11 protein-coding genes and 8 tRNA genes are annotated in these 15,600 nt (G+C 62.4%); 11 read left to right on the forward strand and 8 right to left on the reverse strand.

The genetic code is table 11. The features are described 5' to 3' along the window. The 3 genes from FJV41_RS22290 to FJV41_RS22300 all read right to left on the reverse strand — a co-directional run. The coding region (locus tag FJV41_RS22290; protein ID WP_141644574.1) for a HEAT repeat domain-containing protein at positions 1 to 1,471 on the reverse strand (1,471 nt) is incomplete at its 3' end. 52 nt (positions 1,472 to 1,523) lie between these two features. Beyond that, on the reverse strand, positions 1,524 to 2,138 hold the full coding sequence (locus FJV41_RS54625) for an RDD family protein (protein WP_141644549.1): 615 nt from the start codon (positions 2,136 to 2,138) through the stop codon (positions 1,524 to 1,526). 1,443 nt (positions 2,139 to 3,581) lie between these two features. Then, positions 3,582 to 6,890, reverse strand: coding sequence for an ATP-binding protein (locus FJV41_RS22300; protein WP_181790840.1), 3,309 nt, complete (start codon positions 6,888 to 6,890; stop codon positions 3,582 to 3,584). Between the two features lie 1,198 nt (positions 6,891 to 8,088). Between FJV41_RS22300 and FJV41_RS22305 the strand changes: the two genes are divergently transcribed. The 11 genes from FJV41_RS22305 (at position 8,089) to FJV41_RS52440 (ending at position 12,265) form a co-directional block, all read left to right on the forward strand. Further along, on the forward strand, positions 8,089 to 9,411 hold the full coding sequence (locus tag FJV41_RS22305) for a hypothetical protein (RefSeq protein WP_141644551.1): 1,323 nt from the start codon (positions 8,089 to 8,091) through the stop codon (positions 9,409 to 9,411). Next, positions 9,404 to 10,819 (forward strand): argonaute/piwi family protein, encoded by a 1,416-nt coding sequence (locus tag FJV41_RS22310; RefSeq protein WP_141644552.1) that lies wholly within the window; start codon positions 9,404 to 9,406, stop codon positions 10,817 to 10,819. Before FJV41_RS22305 ends, FJV41_RS22310 begins: the two co-directional genes overlap by 8 nt. 153 nt (positions 10,820 to 10,972) lie before the next feature. Then, entirely contained in the window at positions 10,973 to 11,131 is a 159-nt protein-coding gene (locus tag FJV41_RS52430) for a hypothetical protein (RefSeq protein WP_181790842.1), read from the forward strand. A 96-nt stretch (positions 11,132 to 11,227) separates the two neighbouring features. Continuing rightward, positions 11,228 to 11,313, forward strand: a tRNA-Tyr gene (locus FJV41_RS22315). 253 nt (positions 11,314 to 11,566) lie between these two features. Beyond that, positions 11,567 to 11,636 (forward strand) — tRNA-Cys (locus tag FJV41_RS52435). Positions 11,637 to 11,649: 13 nt separating this feature from the next. Next, positions 11,650 to 11,722 (forward strand) — tRNA-Phe (locus FJV41_RS22320). 100 nt (positions 11,723 to 11,822) lie between these two features. Continuing rightward, a tRNA-Thr gene (locus FJV41_RS22325) sits at positions 11,823 to 11,896 on the forward strand. A 31-nt stretch (positions 11,897 to 11,927) separates the two neighbouring features. Then, positions 11,928 to 11,999, forward strand: a tRNA-Ala gene (locus tag FJV41_RS22330). A gap of 6 nt (positions 12,000 to 12,005) precedes the next feature. Next, positions 12,006 to 12,079, forward strand: a tRNA-Arg gene (locus FJV41_RS22335). Positions 12,080 to 12,100: 21 nt separating this feature from the next. Then, a tRNA-Arg gene (locus tag FJV41_RS22340) sits at positions 12,101 to 12,175 on the forward strand. A 19-nt stretch (positions 12,176 to 12,194) separates the two neighbouring features. Continuing rightward, positions 12,195 to 12,265, forward strand: a tRNA-Met gene (locus FJV41_RS52440). Positions 12,266 to 12,455: 190 nt separating this feature from the next. Here FJV41_RS52440 and FJV41_RS22345 read toward each other — a convergent pair. From FJV41_RS22345 to FJV41_RS52445, 5 genes are all read right to left on the reverse strand, one after another. Then, complete coding sequence (locus FJV41_RS22345) at positions 12,456 to 13,679, reverse strand: tyrosine-type recombinase/integrase (RefSeq protein WP_141644553.1); 1,224 nt, start codon at positions 13,677 to 13,679, stop codon at positions 12,456 to 12,458. Next, on the reverse strand, positions 13,676 to 13,894 hold the full coding sequence (locus FJV41_RS22350; RefSeq protein ID WP_141644554.1) for a helix-turn-helix domain-containing protein: 219 nt from the start codon (positions 13,892 to 13,894) through the stop codon (positions 13,676 to 13,678). Before FJV41_RS22350 ends, FJV41_RS22345 begins: the two co-directional genes overlap by 4 nt. Continuing rightward, positions 13,891 to 14,838, reverse strand: coding sequence for a DNA cytosine methyltransferase (locus tag FJV41_RS22355; RefSeq protein ID WP_281291461.1), 948 nt, complete (start codon positions 14,836 to 14,838; stop codon positions 13,891 to 13,893). The genes FJV41_RS22350 and FJV41_RS22355 overlap by 4 nt, the downstream gene beginning before the upstream one ends. Next, a complete protein-coding gene (locus tag FJV41_RS22360) occupies positions 14,835 to 15,242 on the reverse strand; it encodes a hypothetical protein (protein WP_246137339.1) in 408 nt (135 codons plus the stop codon). Before FJV41_RS22360 ends, FJV41_RS22355 begins: the two co-directional genes overlap by 4 nt. Positions 15,243 to 15,379: 137 nt before the next feature. Next, positions 15,380 to 15,553 carry a hypothetical protein gene (locus tag FJV41_RS52445; RefSeq protein ID WP_181790844.1) on the reverse strand — a complete coding sequence of 58 codons (174 nt, stop codon included), beginning with the start codon at positions 15,551 to 15,553 and terminating at the stop codon, positions 15,380 to 15,382. Positions 15,554 to 15,600 lie beyond the last annotated feature (47 nt).

Consider the following 15,600-nt stretch of genomic DNA (forward strand, 5'->3'; position numbering starts at 1 on the left):
AAGCCTCTCCCATGGCCTCGAGGACGGACGCTGAGTCCGCGTCAGGTACATCCGCACAGGGCCCCTCTCGCGAGGGCGCCCTCGGCTTGTCCCAGTGCAACTGGGTGGACGTGGGGCCCTGGCACATCTGCCAATCCGGGCCACGTCCTGGAAGGACACTGGGGGGCTCGGAAGGCGACGCAGGCCGCACCTCCTCCCCGGAGAGAGCCTGCAGGGCCCACCTCGCATGGCTCCGCGCCACGGGGGACGCATGCGTCGTCAGCACCTGTTGAAACAGCGGCTCCAGCTCCTCCACATGGGCCCGAAACGCGTAGCTGCCCAGCGCCCGGACTGCCGCCGCCTGGACTTCGCTGTGCGGCTCGTACACCGCCTGGCGCAGCGCCTCGAGGGCGGCTGGGTCGCCCAGGCGTCCAAGGGTCTCCGCCGCCCGCGCGCGCTCCCACCCCTCCTCCCCCGTGGCCAGCAGGCGCAGCAGCAGCTCCGTCGCGGCCGGCCGTGCCACATCCCCCAGGGACGCAAGGCTCGTGAGGGCCCGGGCACGGCATTCAGGCACGGCGAGCTGCTGAAGGACCTCCGGCACCGCAGCAGGGCTGTCGAAGGCCACCAGCGCCTGCAGCGCCACCGGCGTGAGGCGCACGTCCGCCCGCTGGAGCGCCTGGAGCACCTCGGGGGCTGCCTCCACCCCCTGGCGCTCGTAGGCCGCCAACACCGACGCCACGTAGGCCGCGCGCGGGGTGCACCCGTCGAAAACTGCCGCGCATCCTGACGCTGGAGCTGACTGGCAGGACGTCCCTGGTGGGCGCAGGAGCGTGGGCTCCGCCAGCTCCCGCGCAAGGAGCGACCGCAGGCGCGGAACGAAAGTCTCTGAATGCGTGACGGCGCGCCGGGCGAGCACGTAGCGCACCCGCACCAGCTCCTCCCAGCTCGACTCCGGACTCTCCAGCACCTCCAGCAGCACCGGAGCCAAGGTCGGTCCGAGGTGCTCCAACGTCGACGTGGGCGACTTCAGGAGGTTTCGCACAATGGCTGGCGCTGCTCGCGCGTCGTCGAGCGAGGAGAGCGCGTGCAAGGCCATCCCACCGGGCTCCCGTTCATACGCAGCGAGGAGCGAAGGTACGGCCCGCCTGGCCTTCTCTTCCATGGCCGCCAGCGCCCGTGCCGCACCGCCGCGGACGCGACGGTCCGCATGGTGGAGAAGTGGAACCAGCCGGGGGACGACGTCCTCCCCCTCGCGCCCCAGCTTCCAGGCAGCACACTCCTGCTCGGGCGGCAGCCGTCTCTCCCTGGTGTCTGGGCCGTGGACTTCCTGCAGGAGCGCAAGGCACGCATCAGCCCCCTTGCAGCAGCCCTCCCACGTCATGACGTCGTCCCGCCTCCACGTCTGCCGGGCACACCCCAGCGACAGCGCCACCACCGCGCACACGAGCCCAGCCAGCCAGCGGGGACGCCCGGACTTCACCTCTCCCTCCATGTCATCGCCTCTCATTCTCCCTTCGCTGTGAGGGGACTCCGAACCCAACGCTTCAGCCAGTCACGAGCCGCGCAGCGAAGGAGCGCTGCGCTCGAGGTGCCTTCACGACGCGAGTGCCGGCTACCCAGTCGTGGAGGCATCGCCGCTCCTCTCCAACGATGAAGAGCGCGTCCACGAGGCCGAGCCAGCCGAAGTAGCCGCAGAGCGCCAGCGGGAGCGCGTTCCTCAGCAGAGCAATGCGCCACACCTCCGCCGGACGGCCATCTCTTCGGACGACGCGGATTCCCAGGAGCCTCTTGCCGAGGCTCGCCCCCGTGCCCCGAACCAGGCGTACCTGCACGAACAACACGAGGAGCGCCGGGGCGTAGACCACTGGGGCGTTCATCGCCTCCTCCTCCGGAATGGCCAGGCCCCGGAGCACGCCCAGGAGCAGGGGCGGCAAGAGGAGCGCAGCACCGTCGACGAGACTTGCCGCGAGCCGGGCCCTGCGCGTCGCCAGCTCAGGAGCGGCGTGAAGGCACCCGAAGCACCGGCCCGACCAGGACAAGGCGCAGAAGGCACAAACGAAGGTGCCGCAACGGGTGCAGGCACCGGCTACTGAAGAGCCTGGGTGCTTCGCGCATTGTGCTTCCGAAATCGATTCAGCGGCTTCGCGGAAGTCGGACATGGGGAGCCGCAGCACAGCTACGCCCGTCCCAAGACAGCAAGTTCCTTCCGCAGAAAGTTCCCGCCCGAACCGACAAATGCAACCTAACAGGTATAGTCTACTCGACCGTTGGAACAGGCATCTTGCCACCTGCTGGTTACCGCGACGCCCGTTCTTTGCTGTTTGGGGCTGCCTCGCTCAAGAAATGAGCCCCTTGGAGGGCTCTACTCCGGGGCGGTTCCATCGCGGAGGAACCCTACATCTGGCGGACGAAGGGCCAACCTCGGTCACGGCTGCTTGCGTGCGTCAAGGCCGATCCAGGAGGGCGTCAGGGCGCGTGACCGAGGCGCGCCCGCCGAGGCGACAACTTCCCTGACACAGGGGGTTCTCGTCCTCGGAAAACCGGCCTCAGCACGCGAAAATCAGACAAGCAATTTCTGAGCGAATCCTAATGCTCCTCGAACCATTCCCAGAAAACATCCTTGAATTCAAAACACGTATCCCCCACTGGAAGTACATTTTTCACATAGTAACACCCGGCCTCCAGAGCCCCCCAGTCCGCCGACGTCGCACGGAGCACACAAGCATCAGATGGGCGCATTCCCCTGCGACGCATCGGGAGAATAAGATTAAAAACATTCGCCTTCCCACCTCCACTCGACACAAAGCTCCCGTATGAATCGGAAACAATCACTCGAGACCACGTCTTCTCGCGCCGATGAAACACAACGTAGCAATGTCCGTCTCGTTGCAGGCCGCTTGGCGCGCAGATTATGTATGGACGGAAGCCCTGCTCCAGGTACGAGTCGCAATCCTGCTCTGTGTACACCAAGGCAAAGCGCTTAAATATCGGGGAAGGCTCAAACCCCTCCAGATAACGGCGATTCACAAAAAGGTCTTCTTCGAGTCTCATGCGACATCGCGCTGGGGCCTCTTCAAGACCAAGTTCGTAACGCTCGACCTCTCTGGCAAGCTCACATCCCAACGCCTCCGCCATCTCCCATGGAGAAAACTTCAAGATGCTAGTCCGAAGGTGCTTTAGCCGCGCTCCGAGCTCCCGCTGATAAACTCCTTCAGGCGCTTCAGTCGGTGACAATTGGGGTTCGTGAGAAGCAGGAGCCAAAGAAGCGTTCACAGAAGGTGGGCTCTGTGGACGTCTCTTATGCTCGACCCAGAACTTTAACCCATCGAAACATAGCCTGACGATTGATATTGGGTCCATTCTCGCCTTCCTATGCGGACTCTAACATCCCCTGGATCTCCGACAGAGGATAGAGCCGATGTAGACGCTGGGCGAGGTAGCAGACCGATTTCACTCCGTGGCGCGCCTGTACCTAGCCCCTATTCGGTCATTGCCTCATGGGCGCGTCACTGCGAGCGAGCGAGGCGCGCGGGAGAGTGTCCCGTCTCGCATACTGGCGGAACGAAGTCGCAAAAGGCACTGCCCGGCTTTCCGGTGCAGAATCACCGACGAGGTAGACTGAGTAGCTTCGCGACAACCGCATTCGCCCTCTCCTCCGTTGCCCGCAGTCGTTCGAGAGAGAGGTGCCTCAGGCGTTCGTCCTTGCGCCACTCGTCCTCTAAGGCTCCACCTTTTGCTCGGGGATTGTCGAGACAGGACAACCACTGTCGGCAGTCCGACACCATCTGCTTCAGGCCGACCTCAGCGTACTTTATCGCATTGTCCTCCAGAAGCCCGCGTGCACTCTCCTGGGCATGGTGGGCCAAATGGGCTTTCGCTAGCTCATCTCTCAACGCGCAACTCCGGCGGGCATGCTCGAGGGGAGGATGCGGCCTGGTCGCGCCCAGGTTCGGAGCCGCCAGCAGCGCCTCCAGCGTCTCTATACCTTTCGCCGCATCTCCCGCCCATCGATACGCCTTAGCGAGCTCCAACGTACTCCAGTATTTATCCTTCTCATCTTGCAACACTACCACCATCATAAGGCGTTGCGCGAGGAGCGGAAATCCAAGCTCGCGCGCTACGGCAGCCGCTCGCGTGACAATATATGCATCAAAATGCGAGCGCGCGCTCGCGAACAAGTCCAGTGCTTCGGCAATGGCATCGAACGCATTCGAGTCCGTCAAGCTTTCCGCTGATTTGAAGAGCGCCTGGGCCAAATCGGGGCTGGTCTCCCGCAAGACGGCCTCATTCGTCCGGACGCGCCCAATGAACGAGCGCAACGTGTCGAGCACATCCCGAGAGGAGCCCACTCCGTGGCGGCGAATGGCCTGTGCCGCCTCCCGCAGGAATCGCGCCTGGACATGAGGGTTTGATTCGTGTTGGCACAGCTTCAGGCCCGAGTTCAACAGGTGAACGCGTTTATCGGGTGAAATAATGCTCTCTGGAACGTCGTCCAACCTCAGTGCCAACAAGATGAGATCTACCATCAAGTAAGTCGGAAGGACCGCCGAAGAGCGGTCCGCCAACTCAAGAAGGAGTTGCGCACGACGAGCTGAATCCAGCGTGCTTCGGCCCCTTACCAGTTGGAGCCTTGCTTGGGCTCGATGAATCTCCCAAGCAACAACACGATCACCCTTCTGAATCATCGCTGCGGAGAGCGCATCAATCGCGAGCAACAGCGCAGTCCCTTTCACTCGCTGTTCCTCGGAGGAATTTGGATCCTTTAGAAGCTGCTTCGCGTAATGGTGCGTGGCAGAAACCTGCTGTTCATCTTCATCCGTGACGACAGCGGTGGGCACTCCGTGCGCCTCGACGGACCGCGCCAGTTCAGCCACAGCCGTCTGCCGGGTGAGCCGCAGGTAATCCGACTTGCTTGCGATCATCGGCCCCACCGTGTCCACCAGTTGGCCGAGGGCGACCGGCGGCAGCCGAGCCACGTCTCCGACCGGGTCCGGCACGATTAGTCGAAGCCCGGCCTCCACATCTGGCACGTGAGAAAGGCAGTCAATGTATGTCTCGACCAGCGCGGCGTCCTCCGCGCTTGGACCACCACAAGTACGCGCCCTTCGCAGCAAGTACCGATAGCCGTTCACAAAGGACTGAATACGAAGCGGATGACTCTTCAACTCGTCCGCCAAGTCTGATTGTCGAGCCCATGACAACAGCGCGTCACGCACCTCCGAGGCAACATCGACATCGCTATGAGCGTCTACCCACGCCGCGATGAGTCGATGAATGCGCACGAACCGCTCCCCTCCCAAGCCCGCGCGAGAAGCGACGCCAGCATCGTTAAGCATCACCCAGTTTCGGGGAGACCCGACCCGCAGTGGCTCGGGCAGCCACAGGACGGGCACTTGTACCTGCCCGAGAGCAATAATGAAGGCCAACCGCTTGCGGTCGAGGTCTGAAAGGCATGCCCAGGTCTTGTGAATGCCGGCTTCGATCTTCTGATCGATCGACGCGAAATTACCCGCGCGAAGGGTCTGTTCGAACTCCTCCAGATCGTCCGGCACGAACCCAGAGGTCTGATTAAGCCACCTGAGACAGCTAGCGATGAGCGCACTGTGATCCGAGAGTTCGCCAATGACACGTACCAAGTCACGGCTCCTCGGCTCTAGCTGCGCTCCCTCTGTCGAGATCTCAAGAAACTCCTCGGCGGACGGAGCTTCAAGGCTGAAGGTGGCATCGACGTCGTTCACGCCTGGCCCAATCACAATACAGGCCCCTCCTGCACCAGCTCTGAGCAAGTCCCGGATATCGAACGATGGCGCGACATCCGCGTTATCGAGTACGAGAACACGTCCTCTACCATTTTCGACCAGCGCATCACGCACGCGGCTGACCAGTGGCTTCAGCTCGAGCTTGGTAACATCCGCGACGAGGAGCTCCGCACCCAGCTGCTGAAGGCCCTGCAACCAGACCTCTTCAGGAGTGCGGCCGGTGGAGCGAGGGAGTTCGAAGTAAGCGCCGTCTGGGTGAGCGGCAGCGACCTGACAACCCACCTGGGTCTTGCCATCTCCTGGACGCCCTCTGAGCGCGACGCGCTGCTTGCCACTTAAAAGTGCGTCTAGGATCTGCTTCATCTTACTGTCGAGCCGCGTGGAGCTTGCGCTGGCGGGGGGCTTGAGCGACGCTTTGCTGTTGAGCGTTCTATGTTGCAGCAAGGCGAGTATGTTCGCGACGGCAGCTAGGAGTTCTTCGCTGCGATCCGTCCTGAGCAGAAACTCCGCCAGTTGGCGGTCCCGCAAACTCGGAGTGCTATTCCGGAGTCGTGAGTAGGTCCAAACCCGCTCATCAAGCACGGCCGAGGACGCAGAGAGCGCCATCTCCCCGAGCCATCCCGAAACAATGTTACGCGCATGTTCGCGGTCGAGCCCTTGCGATGAGGCGGTGTGCGTTACCAAGCGATCAAACCGCTGGGTCAGGCTTTCGGTTCCGAGATCCCACTGGACGAGGCCCCAGAATCTCTCGAACTGCAGTTCGTCAGCGACGATGCCCGCGAGGTACGGGAACGTAGGGGAGGGTAAGCCCGCTAGATAGCCTGCGAGCGAGTTCCGGATTTCTTCTCGTGTAGCGGAATCCTGCTTGCCCTGTACCCAGCGAACGAAGGCCGAACTGGAGTCGTATAGGTTTCCCGGCTGCTGGGTGCTGAGGAATACGAAGCGGAAATTCTTGTTGCTCGAAGCACCCACGGCCCAGCGTTCAAGCATCTTACATGCTTTCTCCTGGGTGAGAGAGAACGTGCCGAGCCGATCCTTGACCTGGATTGCCACCACCGAGGCACCGGCAACGGTCACCACGTCCTCGAACGCTTCGACGGCTACCACGAGGTCGGGGGTGTCGGAGGCCAGCAACTCCACGGCGCGCAGCAACTGATGAACGTACCCTCGAATGGAGGCATGCGCCTCAGTGATTGGATCTCGGGGGATGCTCGGAGAGGTCATGTGGTAGCCACGTGGACATGCGCCCTTTCAGCTATTGCAACGATAGCACCGCAGATACGACGCATGGATAGTCGAATGAGGCGGCCGCTCCGTTCGAAGTCCCAGTTGTGCCGCCCTAAAGCTCAGTTGCAGCGTCATGGGTTATCCAAGCCACATCGGGCAGTGCGTCAATGCGAGTGAGCGAGGCGCGCGGGCATCGTCAGCTCGGCCTGTCTGCCGAGGCAAGGCTTCCCTGATGCTGAGGGTCTGAACGTTCGGGGGCCTTCCTCGTCAGGCGATGCATTGCCCGATAGAAGGCCCTTGCTCCACGGGTGAGCTATGCGGTTCTCGCTGCTGTGCGACTGGACCGTGAGGGCAGCTCAGGCGGAGCCCTGGACTGCTGGCCTCGTTATAGAGCGGGCAGGTGCCGATTTGTTGGAGCAGGGGCGGCTGAAGCGCAGGCCACACCATTGGCAGCAGTAGGTGGCAAGTCGTATCCGCTGAGTGAGCCACCCCAGACGGGGCTCGTGCAGCGGATACGGTACATGGTGCCGTCCAGGGTGTACCCGGACAGAGAGAGACTATCGCCGAAGAGGCGGGTGCCCTCGGCAGGGTGCCGCACCTCCACCAGCCGGGCTGGCGCAGCAGGGCGGGCGGCATGTCGGGGAGCGCGGGGAGATCGACCACCGCGGCATGTCGTGACGCCGAGCAGTGCAGTTGGTGCATGACGAGTTGGTGATGTCCCAGCAGCCCCAGCATCACGACGTCAATGAGGTTGGGCTCGGACTCCACCGCCTTCGGACCCCAGGCGCTTGCCGCCAGTTCCTCCGCGATGAGCTTGATGACCGACCAGATGAAGATGTACTGCGCCTTCTGCTTCCGAAGCCCCTGCGGCATGCGCCCTCCCACGCGTCGGGAACCACACACCCTCCCTGTGGGTGGAGGTATGCTATTCAGGATCCGCGTGACGCGACGGGCAGGGTCATTTCAACCCCAAGCGGAATTTGCGAAATGACATAGGTCCGCACGGACACAGGCATGAGCACCTCGCCAGCACTGCTTGAGGGGCATCTGCATGTTGGTCCCCCATGCTAGGCACGGTATCTGTCGAAGAAGCGGTGAACGGCTGGGGCAAGGAGAGTCAGATATGACGGAAAAGCACAGGCGTGGCGGAATCCCTGAGCGCGATCAAAAGATGCTTTGGGGAGCGGCTGGTGCCCACTGTTCCTTTCCGCAATGCCCTCGCGACCTCATTGTTGATGCAACCACGGAGACGAATCCGGTGCTTGTCGGCGAGATGGCTCACATCGTCGCAAGTAGTCCCGATGGACCACGTGGAGACTCACCGTTGAGTCGAGAGGAGAGGGACTGTTTTGACAACCTCGTTCTACTATGCCCCGAGCACCACAAGACCATCGACGAGAACATTGGCCTCTATACGACCCAACTGCTGCACCGATACAAGCGAGAGCACGAATCACGGCGCCACAATCTCTATCGCGATCCTCGCATGGAGGCAGCGGCGGCGCCCAGCGCCCCTACCCTCACAGAGACCGTATTTTCTACGCTTATGGCAGTCCTCCAACTGCCACAATTTGTCTATGAGGCTGAACACGTTGTTGCAGATCGCCCCACTCTCAAACAGGAGTTTGTTGAGGTACACGGCCACAGTGCTCCTCCGTTCATTCTGAGAGGCCAGCGTCTCTGGACCTTTGAAAACCTCAAACCGGAGGACAACATCTTCGCCCGCTGGGTGCTCCCAGGAACGAGCCGGCGTTTCTCTGCAGGAGCACTTTGGGACGATCCAGACGATGAGAGGGGATACATGGCGCTACTCAATGCAGTGTTGCGAAAGCTAGCAGGTCGACTTCGGCTTGAACTGCCATTGGACGCTAAGAACGAGTGGCACTTCCCCCCTAATACCGACGGGAGCCCTCGTTCTGTCGACTACCAACCCCTGAACCAGCAGCGCAGCCAGCGCAGTGTCGCGTGGCAGCCAACACTCCGGGCAACAGGCGAGAAACGAAAGTATTGGGAGCATCTTGCAGTGGGGATGCACTTCATCCGGGTGGACTCATCCTCATGGGTGCTCGCGCTTCGGCCCGGTCGCCGCTTTACCCGCGACGGAACCCAGAAGCTCACGCCCAAAGGAACGGGCCGACGCTCCACGAGCCGAAAGAGCAGGCTCTACAACCGAGACGTATTAGAGGAAGCGAATTTCTGGCGCAGCTATCTTTCCGAGGGCAAGCCACGCATCGTTTTTAAGGTAGGAGGAAACCAAGCCGTCATTATCGAGTCAGCCCTCTTACCAACCACAGTGAATTGGCCTGGTGTCCCCGGCGACATTGGGCGCTACGACAATGCGCAACCGCCTGCAGATGACCTCTTCAGCTTCGCAGATCTCGAGGAGATAGAGGCAGCCGAAGACGACGAGGCGCTCATAGGCGACGAGGATGAGAACGATGACTAAAGACGCCCTCAACCCTCCCCTTCTAACTGCAGGACATCTGGAAGAGCCCCTGCTCCGCTTCTGCGGCGGATTGGACGTGGACCCGCGGGCTGGCCTTACAACGTTCGGCCCCTTCTCACTCTCTCAACCTCGCAAGCATCCACGCTCGGCTCGAGTCGCGCTCGTAGGCACTCCCGAGACATGTGCTGCTGCACAGACATGGATGCAGGAATGCGCGCGAGGGGTTGATGGGGAGGGAGAGCACCCCAACTTCCCTGGATTCACCCGCGATGCAGGCTTTTTCGTCGACCTCATCTTCGACGACACTTGGAATGCGGAACTCACGCGACGCGAGCGGGAGACGGTTCTGGGACAACGAGGAGACCGTGCACGCTTTGAAGGGTGCCTTGCCCTCCTCGACGAGAAGCTCGCGTGGTTGAGCCGACAAGATCGGCCTCCTGAGTACGTTGTGATGGCTCTGCCTGATGAGCTTGTCGAGCGCTGCGGAACCGCCGACTACAAGGACGAAGACGGCCGTGAGATACATCGCGATCTCCGCCGGGCCCTCAAGGTTTCAGCCATGAAGTACTCGCTCCCCACACAACTCCTGCGAGAACGAACAATTCGCGGGGGCAAGGGAGTCGACCATAGAGCCAAGTGTGCCTGGAACTTCTTCACTGCCATGTACTTCAAACTGGGTGCGATCCCCTGGGCTCCCGTAGGGCTAGATTCAGACACGTGCTTCGTCGGGATAAGCTTCTTCCGCCCCTTGGGCTCCAAGAATCGGATGCAGGCGAGTATCGCCCAAGCATTCAATGGACGCGGTGACGCATTGGTGCTGCGTGGCGAGGAGTTTCCTTGGGCTCCAACACAAAAAGAGAAGAGTCCTCACCTCGACGCTGACATGGCGCGCCGCCTCATCGAACACGTGATGAAGCGGTATGTGGAGGAGACACAGGAGCAGCCTCCCAGTCGTGTCGTGATTCATAAAACAAGCCGCTTCACTCCGGACGAAGTGCGGGGATTCTCCGACGGACTCACGGGTGTCCGGCGCTACGACTTCCTCGCGGTGCGTCCTCGGAGCGACGTACGCCTCTTACGGACAGGAAAATACCCGGTCTTACGCGGCACCCACTTCAAGGTGGGCCGCATCGAATACCTATATACGACGGGCTATCTATCCGCGCTCGGGGAGTTCCCCCATGGCCATGTCCCCGCCCCACTGCAGATTGCCGACCACCATGGTGGCGACACTCCAACCCTACAGCTACTACGAGAGGTCCTTGCCCTCACAAAGATGAACTGGAATTCGTCAGAATTCGGGGGCCTCAAACCCGTAACACTCGCCTTCGCGGAACTCGTCGGAGAAATTCTTCGGGAAGTGCCTAGCAGCCAAGAGCCGCTGCGCAATTTCAAGTTCTACGTCTAACCTCTCCACCAAGCCCCTGTGGCCGGCCATTCTGAAACAGGGGGAAGCCCCGACGCTGGCACGCGGGCAGCCTCAGGGAGGCCCCCAAAAGATCGTGCATTGTCAGGAACGAAAATCACCCGCCGTAGAGTCTCCCCGAAAGGAGCGGCGACCATGACGACGTTGACGGTGCGGACGAACCCGATGAAGCGCAGCTATCGCAACAGCCTCTGGCCCCAGTTCAGTGCCGCCTCCTGCTCCCTTGTGAGCTTCGCCTCGAAGTCCCCCGCGGACTTTGACCGGCTTGGGGGCTCTCCGCCCGTACCCTGCTGAAGCTCGCGCTCCGTCATCGGCGCGCCAAGCCACGCAGAGGCCGGGCTCCCAACCAGGGGACCCGGCCTCTCGGCTTTCAGGGCTCCTGCTCCCTCAGGGGACGTAGAGCGTTAGGGAAGACGCGCGGGCCTGTAGAGCCCGAGCCCGACAGGGCCCGCTGGGTTCAACTCCCAGCGTCCCCATGCAGCACGAGCGTGGCCCGTCGCCACGCAGGCGCACGGGCTTCTCCCCTGCAGAGGCGCCGTCGAAGCACGGCTCCCTGGCCGAAGTTCGCAGCACCAATCGGACCCCAATCGAAGGACAACCGCAGGCCCATCCCCGAACCCCTTAATATCGCTCACCTTTTGCCGCTCAGAGAGTTCGAGTTCTCTAGAGAAGAACAGAGAACGAGTTCGCACAGAGATTCATTCGGGGAGCTTTGCGACACACACGAATGGCCAGTTCCGCCCGGGGTGGCAACGGTCTGCAAAACCGTTTGGGACGGGTTCGACTCCCGTACTGGCCTCATCTTCATCATTGCCGACCTGGCGTAGGTGGTCCGCGCGCCCGTCTGAAGAGCGGGAGGACTCGGTTCGATTCCGAGGGTCGGCACTTGGCAGCACGCTTCATCTTCATAGGCCGCGCTCCGGGAGCAGCTTGGACTCCAAATCCGAGCGCGCGGGGTTCAACTCCCTGGCGGCCTGCTCGTTTCGCCCCTGTAGCTCAACTGGTAGCAGCACCGGTTTCGTAAACCGGGGGTTGTCGGTTCGAACCCGACCGGGGGCACTTCACGCAACACGCGGTGCAGTCGTCACATGGGTTCGTGGCTCAATGGGAGAGCACTCGGTTTGCACCCGAGGGGTTCCGGGTTCGAGTCCCGGCGGATCCACTTCATGCCCTTGTAGCTCAGTGGATGAGAGCGCACGGTTCCGAACCGTGAGGTCGCAGGTTCAATCCCTGCCAGGGGCACTCGCTTCATTTGTGCCATCCGCTTCCGTAGCTCAGTGGATTCAGAGCAGGCGCGTCCTAAGCGCACGGTCGCAGGTTCGAATCCTGCCGGGAGCACACACGTTTCACATCTTTCTGCGGGGAGAGGCTGGTGCCTCACCGGGCCTCATAAGCCTGGCCTCCAGGGTTCGACTCCCTGCTCCGCAACTCTTCCTGCACGCCGAGCCAGCTGGAGACGGCGACGGTCCCACACACCGTTTTCGCCGGGTTCGATCCCCGGGGCGTGCACTCGTATCGCAGCAATCTTGCCGGTGTAGCCCAATAGGTAGAGGTGCCAGGTCGAGAACCTGGAGGTTGCGGGTTCGACTCCCGCTCGCGGCATGTTTTTCGCCTCTAGTTACGCATGGTTAGCAACGGCCTCCGTCCGTGTTGCACCTATGTCGCATGCGGGCGCAAGGGGAAGGTCCAGCACGCGAACCGCATTGCGACGCGTGTCGGGGCTGAGATGGGCGTACCGCTCCGTCATGTCGATGGTGGCGTGTCCCATCAGCTCTTGGATGACCTTCAGCGGAATGCCCCGCATGACAAGGTGGCTTCCGTAGGTGTGCCGCAAGTCATGCCACCCGATGATTCCAACCTCGCGAGTGATGCCCGCGTGACGCATTGAGCGTTGAAGCGGCCTGTTCATCCTCGGAGCCGAGAGCGGCGAGCCGTCCTCCAGGCAGAACACATAGGGCCCGCGAAGGTGCCGATGCGCTTTGAGCGCAGCAACCACCGACTCTGGAAGCTCTATTGTTCTCTCACGTCCGCCCTTCGGCACGCTCGTCACTCCACGCCAGATGGCGCGGCGCACATGGAGCAAGCCCCTCTTCAAGTCCACGTCGGGCCACTGGAGCCCGATAAGCTCACCCTGACGAAGCCCCGTCTTGATAGCCACGAGCAGGACGGTCTTCCATTCCGGCTCAGCCATGTTGATGAGCCGCTCGGCCTCCTCGAATGAGAGGAAGTCGAAGGTAGGCTTAGGCACCTTGCCGAAGAGTCTCACGCGAGGAGCCTGTGGAATGACGTGCTGCTCAACGGCCACGTCGAGGAGCTTGCTTAGCACCGTGAGGACGTTGTTGAGGGTCTTCAGGCTCAACGCCTTGGGGCCGTCACCCTTGCGTTTGCGGATGGCTGACTTAGTAGCGTTGTCCTTCCGGGCGTGCGCCGCTGACTGCTTCTTTCGCATCAACGCCTTGAAGTCCTCGATCTGCGCAGGGCCAATAACGTCCAGCGCCATCTCCCCGAAGAACGGGAGGACGTGGTCCTCAAGGATTTGACGTTTGCTAACCACGGTGGAGTGCTTGTTGTTGTTCTCGCTGTAGGTGAGGAATCGCGGCGTGAATTTCGCCAGCGTGAGCGCGCTCCCCTCTCCCGGCTTCTTCTCCTTCCCGAAAGTCCCGTTGAGCAGGGCGTTGCGCAGGTCGCGTTCGTAGGCATCAGCACCACGGCGAGTCTGAACGGGCGAGAACTTCACGACTCGCTGTTTCCGTCCGTCCGCGTGCTGAAACACGAAGTCCACTTGCCACGCCTCCTCTGACTTCCCTTCCTTCGTCGTCCACTTCCGCAATCTGACGCTCATCGTCGACTCCCAAGCGCAGAATCACGGCCCTTACCCGGGGTGGACTCTACCAGCGCGGCGCGGCGGATGCGCAGTGCTTTCCCGATGCGAACGACCCCCGGCACCTGCCCCAACCGAATCGACTCGTAGAGCGTCTTCCGGTTCACGCGCAGCAGGACTGCGGCTTCGTCGACGGTCAGGAACTCGGGCGGGCTCTCCTGCTCTGTCTGGTTCATTGAGGGTCCCTCAACGCGGCATCGAACAGCCGCGCGTGCAAGAGTCCATAGGCGAGCGCCGCTTGCTGGGGCACGACGCCGTTTCCGAGGAGCCGCAGTCGGTCGACCCGATGGGCCAGCCCATCAGCCATTCGACAAATCGCGGGTTCAATGTCCGGGCGCTTTGCGAGGACGGAGCGCCATCCTTCGAGGTCGTCGCGTCCTGGGGGCCACGGGGGAAGGTCAGAATCGCTTCGGAGAGCTGCCGACGACGCTGGCCAATGCTGCTCGCTGCCTTCCAGTCGCACGCCCCCGGCGTCGGCCAGTCCTTCACGAGCGCGCTCAGGTCCGCCCCCGATTGCCGCCCGTTGCCCGGCTTCCCTCCGCGTCTCCCGTGTCCGTTCGAACTCTCCCCCGTGTTCGGTGTGGGCCAACACGAAGAGCCGTTCTCGCTTGTGAGGGGCTCCGGCGTCAGACGCTCGGAGACAAACCCACTCCGCATCGAACCCGAGCGAGGCAAGGTCGGCGAGCACGCGGTCGAGGCCCCGCGAACGGAGCGCCGCGACGTTCTCGACGAAGACAAAGCGGGGTCGTACCTCAGCGACGATTCGCGCGTACTCGCGCCACAAGCCAGAGCGCTCGCCTTCGAGGCCAGCACCCTTGCCAGCAACGCTGATGTCCTGACAGGGGAATCCCCCACTGACGCAATCCACAACGCCACGCCATGCGCTGCCGTCGAAGGTTCCAACGTCGTCCCAGACAGGCGCCGAATCCAGTTCTTCCTTTTCCATCCGGGCCACGAGGCAGGCCGCTGCGTATGCCTCCCGCTCGACGTAACAAACAGTCCGGAGGGAAGGCACGGCCAGCTTGAGACCGTGAGCGAGCCCGCCGCCGCCAGCGAAGAGTTCGAGTGCGCGGCGCGGATGAACTCCGACGGAATGAACAGCCAAGCCATGCGCCCTCACCTGGGGAAGACTTTCCGGGGCGCGAGTCGGCCGACGACATGAAGGCCAATGCCGATGGCATCCCAGACGTTGTGGTGCTTTTCCGACGCGCGGGGGAGCTGCACGCGGAGGTGTTCGTGCGGGCGCTCGCCGAGACGCGCTTTGATGCGCTCGACCATGACGTCGCCGTCGAGCGTTCCCTTCCACTCGCGAGGCAGGTAGCTCCGTTCCGACGTTGCTCCCAACGCACCCGCGACGCGACCGACGACACCGGCAAGTTCGATGAGGTCGTTCGGGTCGCCCTTGCTCTTCCCGGCCGTGTAGACCTGGGGGCACTCACTCGCGACGGTGATGGAGAGAGTCCCGCCTGCGGCCCTGAGCGGCTCCAGGAACGACGAAACGAACGCGGCCACCCCTTCGGCCATCCGAGCCCATGCCGAAAGCCCTCGGGCCTTCCGCTCGGGGTTGGTGGGCATGCCCGCCGCGAGCAGCTCGCCCGAGTCTAGGTCGAAGAGCGCGATGCCACATTCGCGAAGTCCGGGGTCAATCGCTAGGAGGAGCCTCACAGCTCGGCCACCTGGAAGCGAAGGGCCTCGGGCTCGCCACTCAGCGCCGACAACAAGCGCAGCTCGTGGAAGTCGGCGACGTCAAAGGTGACCGCGTCGTCGAGTTCCGCGTCGAGGTATGGACAATGAGGCGGCGGGAGCTGTTCGAGCGCGTCGTTCGGTACGGCCATGGAGCACCATTCAGGGTGAGTAGTCCTCCCGTAAATGAGTGCGGATT

This window comes from Myxococcus llanfairpwllgwyngyllgogerychwyrndrobwllllantysiliogogogochensis, assembly GCF_006636215.1.
In the GTDB taxonomy this organism is placed as follows: Bacteria; Myxococcota; Myxococcia; order Myxococcales; family Myxococcaceae; genus Myxococcus; species Myxococcus llanfairpwllgwyngyllgogerychwyrndrobwllllantysiliogogogochensis.

What these genes read in the sequence shown, in the direction of transcription:
- FJV41_RS22350 (WP_141644554.1), bottom strand. Translation starts at nt 13,894, where the DNA reads ATGAACCAGACAGAGCAGGAGAGCCCGCCCGAGTTCCTGACCGTCGAC.
- FJV41_RS22360 (WP_246137339.1), bottom strand. Translation starts at nt 15,242, where the DNA reads ATGGCCGAAGGGGTGGCCGCGTTCGTTTCGTCGTTCCTGGAGCCGCTC.
- FJV41_RS52445 (WP_181790844.1), bottom strand. Translation starts at nt 15,553, where the DNA reads ATGGCCGTACCGAACGACGCGCTCGAACAGCTCCCGCCGCCTCATTGT.
- FJV41_RS22310 (WP_141644552.1), top strand. Translation starts at nt 9,404, where the DNA reads ATGACTAAAGACGCCCTCAACCCTCCCCTTCTAACTGCAGGACATCTG.
- FJV41_RS52430 (WP_181790842.1), top strand. Translation starts at nt 10,973, where the DNA reads ATGACGACGTTGACGGTGCGGACGAACCCGATGAAGCGCAGCTATCGC.
- FJV41_RS54625 (WP_141644549.1), bottom strand. Translation starts at nt 2,138, where the DNA reads ATGTCCGACTTCCGCGAAGCCGCTGAATCGATTTCGGAAGCACAATGC.
- FJV41_RS22305 (WP_141644551.1), top strand. Translation starts at nt 8,089, where the DNA reads ATGACGGAAAAGCACAGGCGTGGCGGAATCCCTGAGCGCGATCAAAAG.
- FJV41_RS22345 (WP_141644553.1), bottom strand. Translation starts at nt 13,679, where the DNA reads ATGAGCGTCAGATTGCGGAAGTGGACGACGAAGGAAGGGAAGTCAGAG.